The sequence below is a fragment of the Pseudoflavonifractor sp. MSJ-30 genome, assembly GCF_018918045.1.
In the GTDB taxonomy this organism is placed as follows: Bacteria; Bacillota; Clostridia; order Oscillospirales; family Oscillospiraceae; genus Faecousia.
Genome location: NZ_JAHLPU010000019.1, coordinates 1 through 20,406, shown reverse-complemented (window position 1 = coordinate 20,406; position 20,406 = coordinate 1). Strand labels below are relative to the sequence as shown.

Here is a 20,406-nt window from a genome sequence, read left to right as displayed (position 1 = left end):
GTACCTGCACGGGGGGGTTTGCCGCAGCCGTTGCCAGCTTCCGCTGGCAACGGCTGCGCAGTATTTTCTGCTTTTGGTGCTGAAGAGCGGGCAGAAAAGATTCACCCTTCAAACGCGCCGGTGGCCTCCCAAGTACTTTCAGGCCGTCAGCACACGAAAAAGCTCATTCCCCTTCCTGATAACGTGCCACGATTTCCGGTGTAATTGGAATCAACTGACAGTTTTCAATCGCATAGATGATATCACAGAGCTGCTCAAGATCTTTATAGTGGTGGGATGTCAGGAAAATTGTTTTTCCCTCGGCTTTAAGCATTCGGATAATGGATTTTACATCCTGATAGGTGTGATAGTCCAGTGCATTGAAAGGTTCGTCCAGCACCAGAATATCCTGTCCCTCCATAATAGCCTGTGCAAGTCCCAGCTTTTGCTTCATGCCAAGGGAATAGTTGCTCACTTTTGTTTTGTTTTCAGGATCAAGGCCAACTTTTCCCATTGCTTCCCGGATCTCCGTCTCGGAGATTTTCCCCTGAATATCAGCCAGAAACTTCAAATTCTGAAGGCCGCTGTACATTCCAATGAAACCGGGAGCATTGATAAAGACGCCCACGTTTTCCGGAAAATCCCTGTCGTTTTTACCAAGCTGCTTTCCGCGAATGGACACACTGCCGGAATCCGGCTTCTCGAAACCGCAAAGTATTTTGAACAGAACGGACTTACCGCTTCCATTTGCGCCTACCAGACCGATTGTCTGTCCCTGTTCTACGGACAGCGAAATATTTTCCAGAATCGGTTTTTTCCCGAATCGTTTGGATACATTTTCTACTTCAATATAGGAACGCATAAAGTTTACCTCCCAAGTAAGTTTTTAGAGCCAAGCAATTCCAGCAGACTCAATGTAACAGTCAGGCACCCTATCAGAATCATCATCGCCGTCCCGGCCGGGATCCCCATACCGAAGGAAACCCAGTCAACCCTTACTGTTCCGGACAAGCCAAAGGGCAGATAATGTACCCAATTTTGCGGGATTACACACAAAAAATTCCCGGCAAGGATTGCTAAAAAGCCTACTGTAATTTGCCTTGTCAGCAGATAGCAAAAAAGCATAACAAGCGTCTGCAGCAGAATATCCAGAAATTTGAAAGCAACACATTCTACTAAAAACTGTATCGCAATCAGATCCATCCTGTCCGCAAAGATGAGCCCACCCATCAGCCCTGCCAGGAACCAAAGGACTGGATAGATGGCAATAAATCTGATGACTGTTCTGAGTATTCCATGAAACATCTCTTTTCGGCTGTTCGATCGAACTGATACGAAAATGGATTGTTCGCTGACGCTGGCCTCTGCAAATACAGCAATCAAATAAAGAGGCGCCGTATTCACCAGCAGCATTTCCAGAAATGCCAGGATATGAAAGGATCCGGTTCCATGGCCAGAGAAAAGACGATAGACCCATTCCTGCCCGGAGGACAGTTCAGGACCGCTCAGCCCTTTATATACAGTCATTCCCAGCACAACACCGCATAAAATCATGAGATTCTGTTTTTGGAACAGCGCCCTCTGGTAGTATGCCTGAACATCTCTTCTTTTTGGTGATTTTCCCGACAGCTTTCTTATTGACGGAAAGCAGACGCTTCCAATCAAAAACAATGCCAGCAACGCCGCGGTAATTCCAGTAACGAGCCAACGATGTGGTATTCCCAAATTATGATGAAGAATCAGCAGATGGTTGAGTCCCGTAATAGGGAAAGCATGAATGCCCGGTACCTTAACCCATAAAATCGAAAGAACATAGAGACCGACCACAATCCGCACAGAGTGTTTATGGCCGGCAAAATGAGCTAACCACATGCAAAGACCGGAAATCAGCCAGATTCCAAGAAATAAGTACCCGGTACAGCCCGCAAACGCTGTCAGCGGGGAGGAAAACACCTGACTGAGCGCTTCAAAAAGCTCCGCTTCCAAACTCCCGGCAGGAAGCCGCCATGTGTTTTCCATGGGAAGCCCCACTCCGGACAACAGGATTGCCGCCAGCTGAACCAGCACCAAAACGGCAGGCAGTACGCCAAGGCTAATCCATTTCCGAATAAAGTAGTGGCGGTAACTTCCAAAGCGGAAAATTACATAGGGTGGATCATCTTCTGCCAAAGGCAAGCAGCTCAGGAGAATCAAAGGCATAAGGAAAAATATCAGATAGTAATGGTCTGTTGTTCCTGACAGCAAATGTTGCTCAAAGCTCAATACCGTACCGCCCCGTGAACTGAAAGAGAAGAGAAAGCAGCCAATAAACAGGAGCAAGTTTTTTCCGATTCCCAACAACCTGATATTCTTCTGAATCAAGGGAATCATACCTTGACCACCTTTTCCTTTTTTACCTTGGAAAAGTAGATTGCCAGCAGTGTGATAACGGCAGCCAATAAGGAAGGGCCGGCAACAAAGGACATTGTTGTAATAACTTCTGGGCTCAAACAGTTAGGGTCAAACGCCGTCACCAGCCGATATTGTGGAACTCCCAAAATCGCAAGCACAAAATTCTCCAAAATCGTATATAGGAACGGCCCCGTCAGTACAACAAAAATATTTTCACAATACATGGCTAAAAAGAAGCCCATTGTCATCACCAAAACGCCGATCAGACCTCTGAAAACAGAGAGCGTCACCGCGTAAACTACAGGGTGCTCCGAATAGGTGTTTTCAAAAATGCGATTTCCCATATTGAGGGCATCCAGATGCGGATCCATGCGTAAGGCCGTAACTGCCGAGAGAATGTACGGAATTGTGATGATGCAAAACGCGCTGATTGCATAGACCATCCACTTGACCCAGAGGTATTTCCTCATAGGCACACGGGGCTGCACATAGAGTAGAAAATTGTTTTGTCGTTCCTGATGCAGATTCCAGCATACGGGCAGAACCACAAACAGAGGATATAACAGGGAAAGATACTCTGTTCCTACTTCCCATGCATCCAATGTGTAAGTGAGCGAATAATCCGGATACATCGTGGCCGTCATAGTACACGCTGCCACGGTAACGACAAGCAAAGTCAGCAGCACCGGTATCCATATCTTTTTCCATTCATTTTTCATAAGTCGAAGCATTGAGATCGTTCCCTTCTTTGTTTGCGTGTATTATACGCAATCCTCTTTCTGCCCGCAACCCTGTGGAAACAAACAATGGCTTTGTGGGAATAAAACGAATTTCATTCCCGCAAAACCATTGTTCATACCGCATATTCATGAAAACCGAACGCCGAACACCACATAATTCCGATCACTCCGGATTTCGTTCCGGGTCAGAATCTTGCCGCGATAGTGTTCGGTGATCCGCATAAGCTGATACAGCCCATATCCGCGTGAGCTCCCCACCTTTGTGGAAACGCCTTTCGAGAACAGCCGCATAAACTCTGTCCCCGACAGAGGCGGATGCGGATTGCATACCCAAAGCTCCGTAACATTTTCCGCCTGGCGGCTTTCAAGATAAATGGTATCTCCCTGTTTGGACGCTTCCAAAGCATTATCCAGTAAAATCCCAATCAGTTCGATCCATACCGTTTCAGGAATGCTTGTCTTCTTAAAACTGGCAGAAATTTGAAGGCGGATGTCCAAGCCGGAAATCTCTGCCTGCTTGATCTTCCCGAAAATAAAGCCGGAAATGATTTTGCTGTCACAGGCCAGCAGCATACTGTCGTTCGCGCTCAGTGCAAGCCCCTTTGTCAGTAACGCAACAGCTTCCTGTGCTTCCGGCAGGCTTTCTGCCGAAGAAACAGCTGCCTCGATGGCCATCATTCGGTTATTGAATTCATGCTGCCTTGCCCGAACCTGTGAAATCAGTTCCTCTACAATCGGAACATACTGCTCCGTCATTCTGATTTGTTTCCGCTGTTCCTCCTGCCGGCTGTTTATCATCCATAAAACGATGTCCAGAAAAAGAAGCGGCAAAAGCAAAAAGGCGATGAACTTCCAATGCGCCATAAAACGAATCGGGTCAAAGGATGTGCACGCGCAGACAGCCGCAAAAAATAAAGTAATGTTTATTGAGAGTACCTGCACCAGAAAGGAGCCTGTTCGCAGTGCGCTGCGAAGCCCCTGAAACCAGGGCAGGCACACCACGAAGATGCATAGCAGCAAGGTAACAACGCTGCTCACAACAGCGATACCGGAGCTTGTCAAGTTAAAAAAGAGCGTAAAGATAACTGCACAGAAGTGGCATAACAAATAAAGAGAAAAGGCTGCCATTGTACCACAGAATGTGCGTCCGCCATTCTGCGTATTCAGCAGAGTGCTGGTCAGCAATAAAAGCCCCATCAGCAGAATCAGCAGGATTGGGAAATTGTCTGCCGGAGCCAGAAAAAAGCCCTGCGTGAGATGAAAACCGGGAGATGCCCCACCATAGCTGGATCTGGCTATGAGCAGACAAAGAGAAACTGAAGGAACAAGAATGAAATCTCTTTTCCTCAAATCCTTTTGATCTCTGAACACAGCCAGAATACAGCACGAAAGAGCGATGGATTCCACCAGCATAGAAAGAAAATATAAAAACGTATCCTGCATGGACATTACCAGAGTGCGGACTGATACTTGTTGCCCACCGGCAGCCTTTCCGCAGAGCCTTTCAGTATGATTTCTTTTCCTGCTTTATCGATTCGATCAATGTACGCCGTATTGACCAGAATGCTTTTATGACACTGCACAACTTTCGGATCATCGATCAGCTGTAAAAAGCGAATCAGTGTATAGCCTGAAATAACATCTTCCTTCATTCCGGAAAGAGCATTTCGGGTATGAATGGTAAGTTTTTTCCCAAGCGCCTCCACATATACGATTTCTGACACAGGATAGTCCAGAATAAACTGCTTTTGCTCAATCTGAATATGTTTTTCCTCCTGATGCAGATGTGCAGAAAATCCCAGAGCATCACAAAGGACGGCGCGAAATTCTGTTTCGGTATAAGGCTTAATCAAGAATCCGTAGCACTTCACCTCCCGGTAAGCAGGCAGTTCTTCTCCGGCCAAAGCACTTTCAAAAATAATCGGCGTGTATTTATATTCCGGCAAACCGCGCAGTTGGGCGGCCAGACTGGTTCCTTTATAGTCCTTCAATTGAATGTCCAGAATGAACAAATCCACTTTTTGCTTTTGCGCAAGGATATAAGCCGCACCGGCCTCTTTGCAAGTCAGAAGTTCAAGAGCAGTGTCTATATTTTCTATAAACTGTCTGATTTTTACAACGGCGGCTTGATTATCTTCTACAAGCAAAATTTTGGGCACTGTACCACACCCTTCCACTTTTATTTTCTGTCGTAACCATCAATAGCAGGCAACAATGTTGTCAGGCATAAACACAATAGACTTTCATGTTTCGTATCTTATTATATCATAACCCTGCAAAAATTAACAGAAATATTTCTCAAAAGTCGGTCTTTCAATATGAATTCAGATACTATTCGCTTTTCTAAGAGCTTGGAACCTTTTGGGATGTGAGATTACCACCATAATATCGAATGTATAACCTGAATCATCAGGCAAATTGGGCAAAGTTCTTGATTCCAAGTCCCCATCTACGGTAACATAATGATATCTTGTCGGCATTTACAGTCAACAAAATTCTTATTTCCATTCTCCCCCACCTTTTCCGCAAAATAACTGACATTTCTCCCAACATTCCGGTGATACTATGACTGCGGACAAAAAACCGCGAAAAGAAACGGAAAGAAGGAGACACTTATGAAGAACAACAACCAGATCAACGTTCCCCAGGCCCGTGAGGCGATGGACAAGTTCAAGATGCAGGCCGCTCAGGACGTTGATGGTCCGGTTACCTATTGAACTATAATAGAATCATCCAAAATAATTCAAATCAACGGTTGGTTTCCAAATCTATTGTAGTTCACTCGATAAAAAACTTCATAAGAAGTTCGTTTTCCTGTTACATACACAAACAGGAAATCCAATTTTCAAGCCATGCTCGTAGAATTGTATTCTATGAGCATGGCTTTTTTACTTGTCATATCGCACATTTTTGTTCATTTGTTCGCATTAAAAAAGGATGCATATTTGTGCAATGTTCCAAACTTTCCCACATCTCAAAAATTCTTTGAAAAGGATATTAAAAAATGGCCTTTCTCGATGGCTGCTTAAGTGAGGGGGTTCTTCAAAGAGACACTTCTCTTACCCCCTCACCTGAACCTTGAAACACTTCTTTTTGAGTGGTGGTATCATGGGCGTACACACACATCAATCTGTGGACCAAAACGAGCTTCCCCATTTGGTTCCGCAATACGCTGATCACCGCCCTGGCTACGGCGGCGCTGTGAAAGGATAAGGAGAGAGGAAAGCTATATAACCAACGTCAAGAAGGTCGTGGCCGTTCACGATACCCCAAAACTGCGCAAAAGTCGGTGCATGAAGGTTTTGTACATCCTTTACGGTTGCCCCCGCAGGGGCTGGAAAATGGCACATTATCCATTTTGCTATGCGTTTGCATACCAGGAAGCCCCGCGAGCGCGGGAAAAGAATACATGTTTAATCTCCCCCGGCTGTACCGAAAAAATCGGCACAGCCGGGGGAGATTTACGGTGACGATGGTATCCGGAGCGGTTTTGGATGGCGGTCATACTATTTCTCGATAAAATGGTGTTAACCATTTTATCCTGCGAATCCTTCGCAGGCCGCCGGTAGCGGCGAGAAATGTATGGACTTACATTTTTTGCGGCTTCGCCGCTGGCTACTGAAACAGCAGCCGGATAAAACGGTTTTTAACCGTTTTATTAAAAACTAGTATCAGGGGGCGGCGGAGCCGAGGATCAGGGAGGTCTGGGGGGCAAGGCTCAGGACGGTGCCTTCCAGAGACGCTTCGCCCATGCCGATGACCTCCAGAATGGAGCGGCAGGGAATATCCGTATCGGCAAGATCTACCGTAAAGGGAATGTCCGTGCTGATGTTGTGAAGAATACACAGGGTGCTTCCCTCGTATTCCACGAGAAAGCCGCCGCACTTGGCGCTGCCAAAATTCACCTGTGTATAGGTGCCCCGGGGAATTGCCGGGTAGCGGTTTCTCAGAGAGATCAGGCGGCAGTAATAGCGCAGCAGGCTCCCCTCCTGTGCCAGCTGAGACTCTACGGTTCCGTTGGTCTGCTTGGAAGATGGATAGGTGCTGCCCTTCGGATCCCGGGGACTGCTGTCGTCTCCCCAGAGCATGGCAAGCCGCCGGTTGGCATCGGTATTGGCGGAACCTCGGACGCCCTTCATGCCGATCTCTTCCCCGTAGTACAGGAACGGCGAGCCGCTGCACAGCATATAGAGATTGGCGGCCATCTGGGGAAAGTGGTTCGCCAGCATCAGATACCCGGCAGAGCGATCCATGTCGTGGTTGGAAAGGAAGCAGACCATCATGCCGCCGGGGTTCGCCTGAGAAATCTTGTCCTGAAAAGCGCACATGTAGCCCGTGAACCGGTTGATGTCCTGATCCTTGGCAGCGGAGGCAATGACGCCCTCGGCCTGGGCGGCGGAGAAATTGAAGCAGTTCATGGCCGGATAGTAGGCAAGGATCTCCGACTCGCCGGACCAGCACTCGCCCACAAGATAGACCTCCGGCTTCACGGCTCGGAGCTGGTCGGTGTACCACTTCCAGAACGCCGCGCTTCGGCCGGTTTCTCCATAGTAAAGATACTTGACGGCGTCAAAGCGGAATCCGTCCACGCCCAGCTCCAGATAGTACTTTGCCACGTTCAGCATTTCCTCCCGGACAGCGGGATTGTCATAGTTCAGCTCCGGCATGTCCGGGGAGAAGTTGCACTCGTAATATTCGTCCGCCGTTCCGGGAATCTTTTTGCAGGTGATCCCGGCCGGAAGCGTCTCGCCGGTGTACCAGCTGTAGTAATCGTAGTAGGGATCGTCGGGATTGGCGTCGGCGTGGGACTGGCAGAAGGACTGAAACCATTCGTGGTTTCGGGCAGTGTGGTTGATGACAAGATCGAGAATCACCTTCACGTTCCGGGCATGGCAGGCGTCGAGAAGCGCCCGGAGATCGTCCTCGGTGCCGAAGTCCGAGTCGATCCGATAGTAATCCGTTACGTCGTATTTGTGATAAGAGTGGCTGGCGAAAATCGGCGTCAGCCACAGCCCCTGTACCCCGAGACTGGTATCCGACAGGAGATTCCCGTCGTTCAGATAGTCCAGGTGCCGGAGAATCCCGTTCAGGTCTCCCGTTCCATCCCCGTCGGAGTCGGCAAAGGAGCCGACAAAAATCTCATAGAACACCCGGTAGTTGTCGTCCGTTTTGTCGGCCTCCGTGGGCACGGTCTCCGCCGGAGAGGCCGTGCCGCACCCTGCCAGCACCAAGGCCAGCAGGCAGACGGTCAGCCATGCAAACACCCTTTTCACTGTTCCCACCTCCGTCTCTTGCCGGATTGTGCGTTTATTTTTCGGATTGGACGGCGTCTTCCTGTTCGGGATTCCGGAATACTTCCACCCGTTCCAGCCGGATCGTCACACGGGTCTGTCCGCCGATGGTGCAGGTAAACAGCGTCAGATCCCAGTCCCCTGCTTCCATCCCCTCCACGTCCATGGGTTCCAGCGTCTCCCGCTCCACCATCCGGAAGGTCACCACATGCTCATCCATATCCGTAAACAGGACGATGTCCCCGGGTTGGAGCTCCTTCAGCTTTCCGAAATGGGACGCATAGTTGTGGGCGCAGATGATCAGGTTGTCCTGATACAAGGAGCCTGAATACCGGCAGGGGGCAACCTTCAATGCGGGATAGTCCCACTGGCTGATCACCGGCAGCTCCAGCTCCAGCGACGGAATGCTCAGCACGCCGATGTAGTCCCGGCCGTTGATGGTCTTCACCGGCATTTCCCGCTGGACATCCGGCAGGGATTCCGGAAGGGTCGTGGGTTCGGCTTCGTCATCGCCCGCTTCCGTGGGGAGGGCATCGCACAGCTGGGCAATGACTTGCCGGGAGGAGTCCCGGGCTTCGTGGGACTCCCTTTCATTGTAAGCCGAAAGGAACAGGGCCGCCGCAATCAGCAGCAGCCCCGCATTGATCCAGACGGTTCCCCGGTTAGCTTTCATCCCTGGCCTCCCGGCGGCGGAACAGACCCACGGCGATGCAGCAAAGCCCCGCACAGGCCAGCACCGGCACCGGCCACCACAGCTGCCCGGTCTGGGGAAGCTTTTTCCCGCCGCCGCCGGAAGAGGGAGGCGCGGTGGGCTTGACCTCCCGTTCCAGATCGGTCTTGGGCTGGCTGGTCACGTCGTATTGGTATTCATCAGCGTAGAGGTAAGGCACGCTCACCAGGAAGGGAGCGGTTTTCCCGTAGCCGGAAGCGGCGGTTTTCTGCACCACCAGATACAGGCCGAAGGTCAGGTCGGAAAAGGCCGCGTTGCCGTCCTTATCGACGGTCACGGGATCGGAGGTGACGGGAGTCAGCTTCCCCGCCAGCGCCGCCAGCCGCCCCGCCAGATCCGGGGACTCGATGTCGCCGAATTTGGGAATGTCCGCCTGAATTTCTTCCACGGGGACGAAGCTGTAGTTGCCGTCGTCCTCCACCACGTCGCCCACCTTGTACAGGGCAAGCGTGCCGCCGCGGACGGCTTTTCCCTTGTAGGTCATGGAGACGGTGATGCTGCAATGGCCGTTCCGGCTCTCATCCGGAACCGCGTGGGCGGCGGCGGACAGGGGCAGAGCAAGCAGGAAAAGCAGGGCCAGCAGGCCGGAAATAACATGCTTTCTCATGAAAAAACCTCCTATTTCTTTCTGCGCCTGGGCAGCAGCAGAAGGATCAACAGAATCAGCAGCATGGGGATCGCCACGACGGGCGCCACCAGCATTGGCTCGATCTGGACGGCGTCGGCGGTGACCCGCACGGTTTTGACTTCCTCGATATTGTCGATGCGGTGTCCGCGAACCAGCAGCCGGTGGGTATTGATGCCGTAGGGGGTGCAGGTCACCAGGGTGCAGTAGTCCTCCCCCTCCGCGATTTCCAGCGCGGCGGTATCCTGCGGCTCCACGATGAGGATTTGATCCACCTCATAGGTCAGAATCTCATCCAGCACCCGCAGAAGGAAGGTATCCCCCTCCCGGAGCTTGTCCAGGTTGGTGAACAGTTTGGCGCTGGGCAGACCCCGGTGACCGGAGAGGACGCAGTGGGTGCTCTCTCCGCCTACCGGCAGGCTGGACCATTCCAGATGGCCGACGGCCACCTGTAGGACGGGATCCTCCGTGCCGTGGTAGATGGGCAGGCTCACGTCAATTTCGGGAATCTCGATATAGCCCATGACCCCCTGACCGGATATGTCCAGCAGGCTTTCGTATTCGGCCTTCTGCTCCTCGGAGAGGAGGAAGCTGTTGCTGCGGTTGAGCAGGTTCCGGTTATACTGCCGGGCGGCATCCCAAATGGCATCATAGCTGACGTTGTCGAGAGCGGCCACGTTTTCGGCGTAGGTGGTAATGGCCTTGGTCTGGTGGAACGAGTTCCAGTAGTCACTGACGGTGGGGTACAGCAACAGGGACAGCCCTATAAGCAATATGAAAAGTAAAACAATGGTTGACAGATGTTTTCGCATACAGGGTTCTCCTTGTGGCTGTGTGCCGGGGAGGGGCGCTCCCCGGCACAGAACTTATGGTTAAGAAAGCGGAATCAGGGGATGTGAATCCTCAGAAATTAACGATTGGCATCGCTCATGCGCTTCTTGGTGACCAGCAGGACGACCGCGCCCAGCACCAGGACAGTGCCCAGTACATAGAAGATGGTGGTGCCCATGCCGCCAGTGGAGGGAAGGAGGGTACCGGCCTGGTTCTTGACCGTGGTGGTAACAGTAAGCTGGGTGTCGCTGGTTACTGCGCCAGCATTTTCGCCAACATGAACCTCAACTTTAACAGGCTTATCCAGCTGATTGTAACCGGCGGGGGCCTTGGTCTCTACCAGGTAGTAGGTGCCGTCGGCAAGGCCGTCAAAGGAGGCTTCGCCGTTTACGTCAGTTTTCTTGACATCGGCATGATCCTTTTCTGCAACCCATTCGACCTTTTTGTCGGTGTCATTCCACTTGTAGTACTGTTTGGTAGCTGTACTACCCTCAGAGGTTACTTCCTTGTACAGGACAAACTCTGCGCCTTCCAGCTTCTTTGGCGTTTCCGTAGCACCATCAGCAAGTTTCTCAACCTTTTCGATGGCGATCTTGGAGCTGTAGACAGTCTCTTCAACTGGATTAGTGGTGGTCTCCTCGCCTGTGCTGGGGTTATTGCTGTAAGTCAGGGTAGCGCTGTTTTTCGAAATCTTCGCAACGGCGTTTTCATTGACAAGGGCGGAGTAAGTAACCAGGATCTCAGCGCCGATGGGATAGCTCTTGACAGGAATAGAGACAGTAAACTTATTTGCGTTGTTATCAACGTCATAGGTGATGGTGCAGGCAGAGGTAACATCCGCGCCGCCCACAGTGACCTTGACGCCTTTTTGGAAGGTCAGGCCCTCGCTCATGGTATCGGTGACCTTGTAGGTGTAGGTGGTGAAGCCGGTGTAATCAGGCACCTTGCCGGTGATGGCGTAGTTGACCGTCTCGCCCACTTCGGCGCTAACCTTATCATCGGTCTTGCCAAAGGGCATGTCGTTCTTATCGTGGATGGTGGCGGAGGGATTGGTGGTGGTCAGGTTGGCCAGAGCACCGGTGGAGCTGGTGACGAAGTAGTAGCCAAGATCCAGACCAGTAGCAGTGGCCTTGCCGTTATCAACATTCAGCGTAATACCTTCAGTCTTGCCGGTAACGGCAGCCTTCAGAGCCACAGCGAAGTCGGGAGCGCTGAAAGCAGTGGTGGTGGTAACATTGTAAGTGGTGGAGCCGTTGACCTGGGTCAGCGTCAGGCCATTGGCTTCGGTTGCAAAAGCCTGCACCGCGGAGAACCACTCATTGTCAGAATCAATGGTGTAGGAATAGGCTGTCTGGCCATCGTTGTAGACTACGTCAAAGATTTTGTAGGCAGTGTAGTTCTGACCTGCGATGGGGTTATCAACGGTAATGCTGCCAGTGCCAGCGGCAAAAGCAGTGGTGGCCAGGGCGAAGACCATGACCAGGGCCAGCAGGAGACTGGCGAGTTTTCTTGCGTGTTTCATTTTTTGTGCTCCTTCTTTCATCGTAATTTCGAATTGGAATGGTGGCTTTCCGCGTGTCAGGAAGATGCCTCATCCTCCTTTCGACGCTTGCAATGGCTATACAACAGGGTCGCCGCGCCGAAGATCAGCGCCAGGCCGCCTGCGGTATAAGAGGTTGTTCCGGCTCCGCCGGTGTCGGGAAGCTCGTAGCCCCAGGAGATGTCGCGGACGGTCACCGACAGCACCTTCGGGTCGGTGCCGGTGACGGTCAGGGTTGTTCCGGTTTCCCCGGAATTTACCAGCGTTCCGTCCGGGTTCTCCGTGGCCGGGTAAAGCGTCGCGTCTTCGTCCCTGACCTCCAGAATCCAGGGGCCTGCCGTCATGTAATTTGACGGCGCCTGTGTCTCACGGAGATAGTAGGTCGCTCCCCGCTGAATGCCGGTAAAGGTCGCAATGCCGTTTTCATCGGTGGTGCCGGTCAAAGGCCCCTCCGTGTTCTCCGTCCCCGCTTTCGTCAGGGTGAACTTTGCGTCTTCCAGCAGCTTCGAAGCGTCCACGCTGTCCGTCTTCGTGATTTGCAGATTCAGCTGGGTCGTCATGGTGTTTGTAAAGGCGTCTCCCGGGATGGTCAGGGTGTAAGACCCGTCCGAATTGCTCCCCTGCCCAACCGCATCGCCCGACCCCGAGGAGCCGCTGGCGGCGGTGTTTGATATTACAACACCATCAGCATTGAACACCGCTTCTTTTCCCGGTGCATAGGGGACATTTGTAATGTCCTTTGTTTGCTCACCAGAACCATTGTTGAAAACATAATTGTAGGTACCCGTTCCGGAAACACTTAGCTCTGCAACATAATCATCGCCAGAATCTTGCTTCATCTTCATTCCCGGCCAACTTGTAAGCGGATTACTCGAATCGGCCCATACGTGCATGTACACGTTCTCCCAGCCTTGCGTGTTCTGAAAGTGAACCGTGAATGTCCCCGTCTCGGAACCCGTTCCGGAGCCAGAGCCGGAGGAACCGCCGCTTTCGCTGCCGTCCAGCGTAACGGAGGCCACATTGTAGCTTTTGAACGTCACGCCCAAAAGGGTAACGGTTTTCTCCGCAATTGTCACCTGAATCTTATGTACATTCGTATCATAGGTGATACCGGCTCGATTGTCGTTGACCTCGCTGAGCGTGTAGGTATAGGTTCCGGCCTGAGTATACTGCACGTTGGGCGAAATCGTAAATTCGCCGGTAGTACCATTGGCCATCGCCGTGCCAACAACCGTTCCATTACTGTCTTTCAGCTGGAACTTGAAGTTCAGTCCCTCGTTCTGCTTTTCGCCGTCCTTGGTCAGTGCCTTGGTACCGGTAATGTCCAAAGCAGGTGTCGATGTCACAACTGTCTCTTTCTTGCCAAGAATCAGGCCGCCGTTGGTCATGATGCCGCCGCCGTGGATGTTGGAATGGTTGCCGGTGATAATCACTCTGGCAGCACCATTCGCCGCGGCAACGGCCTCCGAATCAGGGCCTGCGGCAAGGCCAAAGAGGTAATTGGCTGTGGCATAGCCGGTTTTGCTGATTGTGACGTATGTTCCGTCACTGGAACCAGTCCAGTTCGCCGCGCCGCCGCCCAGCATCTCACCAGTAACCAGAGAAATCGGGTTGTTGCCACCGCTGCGCACGCAGAAATAGTCCTTGTGTCCGTTGGAGGTAAAGGTGACGTTGGCTTGGGCGACTGATGAATCGGCATTCTTGCCGTTTCCTCCGCCGGACATATTCTTCCCGCTATCGGAATTTCCGTAAATCGCCGCGCCCTCGGTATGCGTGATCAACGTCTCGCCGGTGGGACAGGCCGCCACGCCGCCTCCATAACCGTCCGCAGTGTTGGCCGTGATCAGAGCATTGGTAATATTCAGGTTGCCATCCGTCTGAACAAAGATACCGCCGCCGCCCCAGTCAAATGGGGTATTTGTTACGTTATTGGTAATGTACACTCTGTCGGATGCCTGAATGCTGCCGTTCGTCTTACCGCTGACTCGAATGCCGCCGCCTTCGGAGTGATTCGCCACATTCCCGGCAACAATGCCGCCAGTCATTTCAAACGTCGCTGAACTACCATAGTTGTAATGTCCGATGTACATACCGCCGCCGGCTTCCTCAGAGTAATTGCCTGTAACAAAACCTCCCCGCATTGTGAGACTTCCGCCTTTTGTGGCAATACCACCGCCGCCATGACATCCATAGCCTTCCTGTCCACATTTTGCGTTTTCGCGGTTGTTTGTAATATATCCGCCGCTGATTGTCACCGTTGTATCCTGTGCGAACACGCCGCCGCCAAGTCCGGTGTCCCAGCTTCCTGTAGAAGCACCACCCTTGGTCTGGTTTCCGGAAATGACGCCGCCGCTCATGGTAAAGGAGCCGCCCTCCATGCAGATACCGCCACCCTTGGTGCCGGAATTCGCCGCAATGACACCCTTGGAAATCGTCACCGTTCCGTTTTTGGCGTAGACGCCGCCGCCGTTATCGTAGTTGTTATTGCCGCCGCCGACAATATAGCCGCCGGACATGGTCAGCGTTCCGCCCTCCATCTGGACAACACGTTTACCATTGCTGTTCCGAAGTACACCGCTCCGGATGTCCAGTGTACCTCCGTTGACCTTAATCGCCTGGTCAGAGCTTTCATCGCACCGGATTGCGCCGGTGAGGGTGACGGTATGCTGTTTCAACGTTTCCTTCGTGCCGGTACCACTGGGCGTGGATGTTGTGATGTAATATGTCAGGGTATCGTTCTCCAGAGTCGCCTTGTTACCGTAAACAGCTCCGCCGGAATCGGTCACGGTCTCCTCCTGAGGGGCTGCCGAGTCCATAATGGTAAGCGTCGCGCCGCTTTGCACTTCGAAGCACTGGCCGGATCTGCTGATTGTCAGGGTATGCCCGTTCAAATCAATGGTGGTGTCCTTCGAAATTCTCAAATTCGCGCTACTGCCGTTATCCGCCGTCCAGGCATCGCCGGTCAGCTGAAATTCGCCGCCGTTGATGATCGCGTTCCCGATATAGCCGGACAGATTTTGGAAGGATTGAGCCTGTACTAAATACCAAGAGAAGTGATTCGTGTCTATCGTCACGTCGCCGTTCTCTCCGGTTTTCGCTTCCATGTCCGTGGCGGTCTGGGTATCGGTATCAATATGGTAGACCTTGGGGTAAAGCCCCTCCGTGTCAATGCCGCTGAAGGTCACGGTCACGGAGCCGGTTGGCTCGATCTCTTCCTCTCCGTGCCACAGGGTGATGTCCAGCAGGTAGCTCCGCTCCGGTTCGGCCTGTTCTTCGCCCAAAATCTGATCGCGAATCGTCCGACGCTCCCCGTCCGTTACCTCGGTCACCGTTACCGTGATTTCCCTTGCCGGATAGGGCAGGGAGGCACTCTCGCCGGTGATGGTCACGGTGATGCCGGTTTCGGTCTGCGCCGTCAGGGTAAATTCCTTCGGCCCCTCCGGCAGGTCGATATAGCCCAGAATCCCGGGGTCGTCCACCCCATAGGTCAGCAGACGCACCGCGTCCTCCGCGTCGCCCTCCATGGCGGCGAAGCCGGAATCCGTGGTCTGCGCCACCAGACCCGCACGGTCGGCCGTGCCGTCCCCGTCCCGGTCAAAGAGCACCAGATCTCCAACCGCCGGGGTGTGGGACTGTGCCGGTTCAAAGGCGTCCGCCCAGGCCGTGACCCAGCCGCCGCAGTCTCTGTCCGGCGGGACGCCCTCCACCCCGGCGTAATGCAGGCAGAAGGTCAGGAACATGACGTTCCAGTCGCCGTAAGGCTCCTCGCACCACGCGCCATAGCGGGTGTAGCCCTTAACCGTTTCGCCGTCCTCCGCGACAACGTAGTTTTTCGTACTCTCGGCATAGCCCAGCTGGGTTTCGGCGATGGCAAGGGTATCCTGCCGCCAATTCCCGGTCAGCGTCACCCCCGCGAAGGTCTGCTCCCAGATTTCCGCCGTCTCCACGTCCGCGTCGGGGTCCGCGTAACAGGCAAGACTGTGGGTGTGCTCCTCCGTCCCGCAGACCAACTCCCCGTTTTCATCCCGACAGGCTTCCCCGTGGGTATGGGCGTCCTTGCCGCAGAATACCGTTTCTTCCTGCTCATTCTGAGTGCAAGCCTCGCTGTGGGTGTGTTCTTCCTGTCCGCAGACCAACTCCCAGGTGCCGTAGCACCGGGCGGTATGCACGTGCGCCGTATCGGTGCAGGTCAGCGTCCCGGTGTCCACCGGCTCCGCCACCGTCTCAAAGCAGGCGTCGGAGTGCCGATGCTCCAGAATCTGGGTCTGTCCGCATATCGGGTTGCCGTCAGCGTCAAAGCAGTCGGGCGTGTGACGGTGGAGCACGATCTCCGGTTTCGTGCAGGCCAGCACCGGCTGAGCGCCTTCCGCCGGATCCGTGGACAGGCCGCAGATCAGCACCTTGCTCCAGGCATAGCAGTCGTCGCTGTGCTGGTGATTGCTTTCAAAACCGCAGATCTGCTCCCGGTGGGTTTCATAGCAGCTGTCACTGTGGTGATGGCCTTCCGAGGCTTCGATCCCGCACACGATCTCCCCGTTTTCATTCTTACAGCTTTCGTTGTGCTGGTGGCCCTCGCTTTCCTCCAGGCCGCAAATCAGTACGGTGGTTTCCCTGTAGCACTCGTCCGTATGCACATGTTGACCACAGGTCAGCTCGCCGTGCTCCATGGTGTAGCAAGCGTCCGTATGGGTATGCAACTCGGCGGACGCTTCCGTTTCCGGTACGGCATAGCAGCTTTCGGTATGCTGGTGAACCTCCACTTCCGGCAGCGGGCACCACAACACTCCGTTCTCGTCATAGCAAGTTGAATCATGGCTGTGAACCACAAAATCGGCATACCCGCACGTCGGATTTCCGTTGGCATCATAGCAGTCCGCCGTGTGCCGGTGAATTTCCAGCGTCTTCGCGCTGCACACGGGAACCCTTTTCTCAACCGACGTCACCTGCGCATAGCAGGCGTCCGTGTGGGTGTGCTCCGGGATGTCACATTGCTTTTCCAGTGTGATAGCCGGCAGAATCAGCGCATAGGTGGTACAGAATACCACCACGCCGGCAAGCACGGTCACTACCCGATGCCAGAGGCGCTTCCTTTTATGCACCTTCGTGTATTTTTCCGCATTCCGCAGAACATCATGCCTCATATCCCTTCACCATCCTTCCTATCTCAACGCGCCGAAGTCCGGCAGAGGCCAGACCCGGAATACGATCCTTCCGACGATTTGCTCATCAGAAATGCAGCCGACCGCGGTACTGCGGGAATCCACCGAGGTGGAACGGTGATCGCCCACACAGAAGTAACGGTTATCCGGCACCTGATAAGGCAGCGTAATGTCACATTCTCCAAGCGCTTTTTCCGTCAGGTACGGTTCCTCCAGCAGCCTTCCGTCCACGGATACATTTCCGTTTTCGTCGATATTCACCCATTGGCCGGGGCCGGCAATACAGCGCTTCACCAGAATCTTGTTTCCCAGGTAGAACGCCACCAGGTCGCCGGGTTCAAAGCCCGAGCCCTTGACGGAGAGGACAATATCCCCCTCATTCAGCGTGGGCGTCATGGAAGACCCATAGATCTGCAGCACGGGCATCCAAATGGTAGCAACCAGCACGGCTACAGCCGCAACAACCACAAGCGTATAGACGGTGCTGCGAAGAACGCGTTTATACCGCCGTTTGTATTTTTCTCTGCCAAGCTCCGCCTCCAGCTGTTCCAGAGTCGGGGGCTCGGGAGATTTCCACGATTTCGACTTCATAAATTTCCGCTTCCCTTTTCCGACATAAGACGCACGTTTTCCAGATATTGCTGCGCGGCTTTGTCCGCGGCCTCAAATACACGGTTCAGCTGCAGCGCCGCCTCCGCAAGGGAACCGGCTTTTTCAACCGCTATTCTGCGATCCCGGAGCTGCGCCACCGCACGCTCCAGCCTGATTCTCAATTGACGGTTTTCTTCCGTCTGCGCAATCAGCATTTCCAGCAGCTCGCTCCGGCTTAACCGTCTCAATTCCTTATCCGTCATCCGACTTTCCTCCAATCCGCGCTTACGGCTGAATGCAGAAAAAAGCAGCGGTCGTTTTCCTGCCCATCCTTCCCACAATGTAGCTAAAGACCTGATTTCCGGTGAAAGGCGGGAATTGGAACCGTTTCCACTTTCTTACTGCAAAGGATATCACTTTTAACACGTAAACGCAACCATTGATCGTCGAATATTGCGTGTCAAAATCAACAAATTTTCAGCTTTATCTTTGTTAGGGCCTATCTGAAAACTCAAACCTCATATATAAATTGCACAAAATTCAAAAATGCAATTGTCTCCTCAACCTGGGATTCTGTAGTCTCACTGAATTCCGGTTGCTTCTGTGTATCCGTTTCCTGATTGGCAACATAGAAATCAGGACTGATTTCACCTGTAAACCCTTCAGGCAGCTGCCATATCCGTCCGGCGGGAACCACAATATCCCCCGTCAGCGCATACCGGCCATCCAGAGCATAGGTCACATATGCTCCGTCTTCTGCCAAAACCGGGTCTCCCTGACCGATTTGGTTTGGAACATTGTCTCTACTTTTAACCAACTGCCCGCTGCCGAGCTGCTCCATTTGCTCAAAGGACGAAATCAGAATCGTTCCATTTCGGTAAACCTTGGATACCGTATTGCACCATCCGTTTCCGGCTGTTCAGGCACTGTAGTCTGCCCGTCCGCATCCGGTTTTACATCTGATATCTGGTCCGCTGGCTGGATATAATCCGGTGCAGCGACTGTTTCCGCAGAAGCTCTTCCTGGCACAATGCCATAAAAAAGAAAAACAGTACACTTTTTGAGAGGCAAACTTTGCCCCTCTGGTTTTGTGTACTGTTTTTGGGGGATAATTGGTCGCTTTTTCCTTGGTATGTGCCAAAAAGAGGGGCTGTCACGAACGATTTTGAAAAATCGTTTTGAGACAGCCCCTCGTTTGTGGGTTGGGGGTGTTCACTTCAATTTCCCTTACAGTTCCATCTGATACGGACATTCTATAATAATGTTTACTGACCAACCCCAAAAGCATTGCGATACAAGACATTTCCGCCAATTTGTACTATAATAAGTGCAAGGAAAACAGCAAAAAGCAGGCAAAAACCTTGCACTTGAAGGGAACGTGTATGTATCGATACGGCAACGGGCAGACCAGACTGTCGGATTTTCAGCAACCAATGGGCATGTGTCTGCGGGAAGACAACCGCTGGGTGAAAAAGGCACAGCTCCTTCCTTGGGACAAGATCGAAGCAAAGTGTGCGGGCTTGTTTCCTTCTGCTACCGGCAATGTGGCTAAGCCGCTTCAGTTGGCCCTGGGCGCATATCTCATTCAGAGGGAGTATGGCTATTCTGACGAAGAAATTGTTTTGCAGATCCAGGAGAACCCATATTTGCAGTGTTTCTGTGGGTATGCGGGCTATGACGACAGCAAACCGCCCTTCGATGCGTCCTCTATGGTGCATTTCCAAAAACGCCTGATGCCGGAAATTTTGATAGAAATCAACGAGATGATTATCCAGGCGGCAGTGGGAACAGCGGTACAATGATCGTGGATGCCACTTGCGCACCGTCCAATATTCGCGGTATCCCCAGGATGTTTCTCTGCTGGAGTTTGGCATGAAGCTGGATATCAGTGTCACAGACGGCTGGACGAGACTGGAATATCGTTCTTTTGACGCCTACAACGAAGCGACCAAACTCCAGGAAATGATTGAAAATTTCCACAAGCGTGAGGGACACTACCCCAGTCGGGTACTGGCAGATATGATATACCGGAACCGGGAGAATCTCAGCTACTGCAAAGAGCGGGGAATCCGGTTTTCCGGGCCAGCTCTGGGAAGGCTCAAAAAGGGAGAGGATCGGAACAAGGCTCAGGATTACCGGGACGAGTGCGAACGAGTCGAGGTAGAACGCAAATTCAGTTTGGGAAAACGGAAGTGTGGAATGGGGCTGGTGACAACGAAGCTGAAAGAAACGGCTGCGCATGTGGTTGCCCTGTCCATTTTGCTGCTGAATCTGCGTAAGATTCAGTGCGCCTTTTTGCAATTTTGGGATTGGCTACTCGGTTTTTTGCAACCGTGCGAAAAACAGATGGTTATTCAGTAGACATTATTTAGGCAATGATATTTTAGCATATGTATTGCATGATGTCTATTCAAACCAAAATATTATTTGCAAAACATGGATAGATGTTTATTTTCCATTCTCCCCCACCTTTCCCTCAAAAATCCACACATTTCCCGGCCGTTTCGGCGCAACCTATGACTGCGGAGA

Annotated in this window: 18 protein-coding genes; 4 read left to right on the top strand and 14 right to left on the bottom strand. The window is 52.6% G+C overall.

Going from position 1 to position 20,406, the window contains the following annotated elements:
- Positions 1–204: hypothetical protein (locus tag KQI10_RS02960; protein WP_216565919.1), on the top strand; the 204-nt coding region annotated here is incomplete at its 5' end.
- Here the strand turns inward: KQI10_RS02960 and KQI10_RS02955 are convergent.
- From KQI10_RS02955 to KQI10_RS02935, 5 genes are all read right to left on the bottom strand, one after another.
- Positions 164–841, bottom strand: coding sequence for an ABC transporter ATP-binding protein (locus KQI10_RS02955; protein ID WP_216565918.1), 678 nt, complete (start codon positions 839–841; stop codon positions 164–166). The two genes, KQI10_RS02960 and KQI10_RS02955, sit on opposite strands and share 41 nt — an antisense overlap.
- 5 nt (positions 842–846) lie before the next feature.
- The gene (locus KQI10_RS02950) at positions 847–2,349 is read right to left on the bottom strand and encodes a hypothetical protein (RefSeq protein WP_216565917.1); all 1,503 of its coding nucleotides are present in this window, start codon (positions 2,347–2,349) and stop codon (positions 847–849) included.
- A complete protein-coding gene (locus KQI10_RS02945) occupies positions 2,346–3,101 on the bottom strand; it encodes a hypothetical protein (RefSeq protein ID WP_216565916.1) in 756 nt (251 codons plus the stop codon). The genes KQI10_RS02950 and KQI10_RS02945 overlap by 4 nt, the downstream gene beginning before the upstream one ends.
- 135 nt (positions 3,102–3,236) lie before the next feature.
- A complete protein-coding gene (locus KQI10_RS02940) occupies positions 3,237–4,553 on the bottom strand; it encodes a sensor histidine kinase (protein ID WP_216565915.1) in 1,317 nt (438 codons plus the stop codon).
- Positions 4,554–4,558: 5 nt separating this feature from the next.
- On the bottom strand, positions 4,559–5,269 hold the full coding sequence (locus KQI10_RS02935; RefSeq protein ID WP_216565914.1) for a LytTR family DNA-binding domain-containing protein: 711 nt from the start codon (positions 5,267–5,269) through the stop codon (positions 4,559–4,561).
- Positions 5,270–5,725: 456 nt separating this feature from the next.
- Between KQI10_RS02935 and KQI10_RS02930 the strand changes: the two genes are divergently transcribed.
- The gene (locus tag KQI10_RS02930) at positions 5,726–5,827 is read left to right on the top strand and encodes a small, acid-soluble spore protein, alpha/beta type (protein WP_216565913.1); all 102 of its coding nucleotides are present in this window, start codon (positions 5,726–5,728) and stop codon (positions 5,825–5,827) included.
- A 954-nt stretch (positions 5,828–6,781) separates the two neighbouring features.
- Here the strand turns inward: KQI10_RS02930 and KQI10_RS02925 are convergent.
- From KQI10_RS02925 to KQI10_RS02885, 9 genes are all read right to left on the bottom strand, one after another.
- Complete coding sequence (locus KQI10_RS02925; protein WP_216565912.1) at positions 6,782–8,383, bottom strand: alpha-amylase family glycosyl hydrolase; 1,602 nt, start codon at positions 8,381–8,383, stop codon at positions 6,782–6,784.
- A 34-nt stretch (positions 8,384–8,417) separates the two neighbouring features.
- On the bottom strand, positions 8,418–9,074 hold the full coding sequence (locus KQI10_RS02920) for a sortase (RefSeq protein WP_216565911.1): 657 nt from the start codon (positions 9,072–9,074) through the stop codon (positions 8,418–8,420).
- Positions 9,064–9,738, bottom strand: coding sequence for a SpaA isopeptide-forming pilin-related protein (locus KQI10_RS02915; RefSeq protein ID WP_216565910.1), 675 nt, complete (start codon positions 9,736–9,738; stop codon positions 9,064–9,066). The genes KQI10_RS02920 and KQI10_RS02915 overlap by 11 nt, the downstream gene beginning before the upstream one ends.
- 11 nt (positions 9,739–9,749) lie before the next feature.
- Positions 9,750–10,568: a class C sortase gene (locus tag KQI10_RS02910; RefSeq protein WP_216565909.1), complete on the bottom strand. Its 819-nt coding sequence runs from the start codon at positions 10,566–10,568 to the stop codon at positions 9,750–9,752.
- Positions 10,569–10,666: 98 nt separating this feature from the next.
- Entirely contained in the window at positions 10,667–12,109 is a 1,443-nt protein-coding gene (locus KQI10_RS02905) for a SpaH/EbpB family LPXTG-anchored major pilin (protein ID WP_216565908.1), read from the bottom strand.
- Between the two features lie 56 nt (positions 12,110–12,165).
- Positions 12,166–17,268 (bottom strand): starch-binding protein, encoded by a 5,103-nt coding sequence (locus KQI10_RS02900; protein ID WP_216565907.1) that lies wholly within the window; start codon positions 17,266–17,268, stop codon positions 12,166–12,168.
- An 18-nt stretch (positions 17,269–17,286) separates the two neighbouring features.
- Positions 17,287–17,877, bottom strand: a complete 591-nt coding sequence (gene lepB / locus KQI10_RS02895; protein WP_216565906.1) for a signal peptidase I — start codon at positions 17,875–17,877, stop codon at positions 17,287–17,289.
- Positions 17,874–18,140, bottom strand: coding sequence for a DNA repair protein (locus tag KQI10_RS02890; RefSeq protein ID WP_216565905.1), 267 nt, complete (start codon positions 18,138–18,140; stop codon positions 17,874–17,876). The genes lepB and KQI10_RS02890 overlap by 4 nt, the downstream gene beginning before the upstream one ends.
- Positions 18,141–18,388: 248 nt before the next feature.
- On the bottom strand, positions 18,389–18,718 hold the full coding sequence (locus KQI10_RS02885) for a hypothetical protein (protein WP_216565904.1): 330 nt from the start codon (positions 18,716–18,718) through the stop codon (positions 18,389–18,391).
- A gap of 541 nt (positions 18,719–19,259) precedes the next feature.
- Here KQI10_RS02885 and KQI10_RS11660 point away from each other — a divergent pair.
- Together KQI10_RS11660 and KQI10_RS11655 are read left to right on the top strand one after the other, a co-directional pair.
- On the top strand, positions 19,260–19,679 hold the full coding sequence (locus KQI10_RS11660; RefSeq protein WP_253285087.1) for a transposase: 420 nt from the start codon (positions 19,260–19,262) through the stop codon (positions 19,677–19,679).
- A 70-nt stretch (positions 19,680–19,749) separates the two neighbouring features.
- Complete coding sequence (locus KQI10_RS11655; protein ID WP_253285085.1) at positions 19,750–20,238, top strand: transposase; 489 nt, start codon at positions 19,750–19,752, stop codon at positions 20,236–20,238.
- The last annotated feature ends 168 nt before the right edge of the window (positions 20,239–20,406 follow it).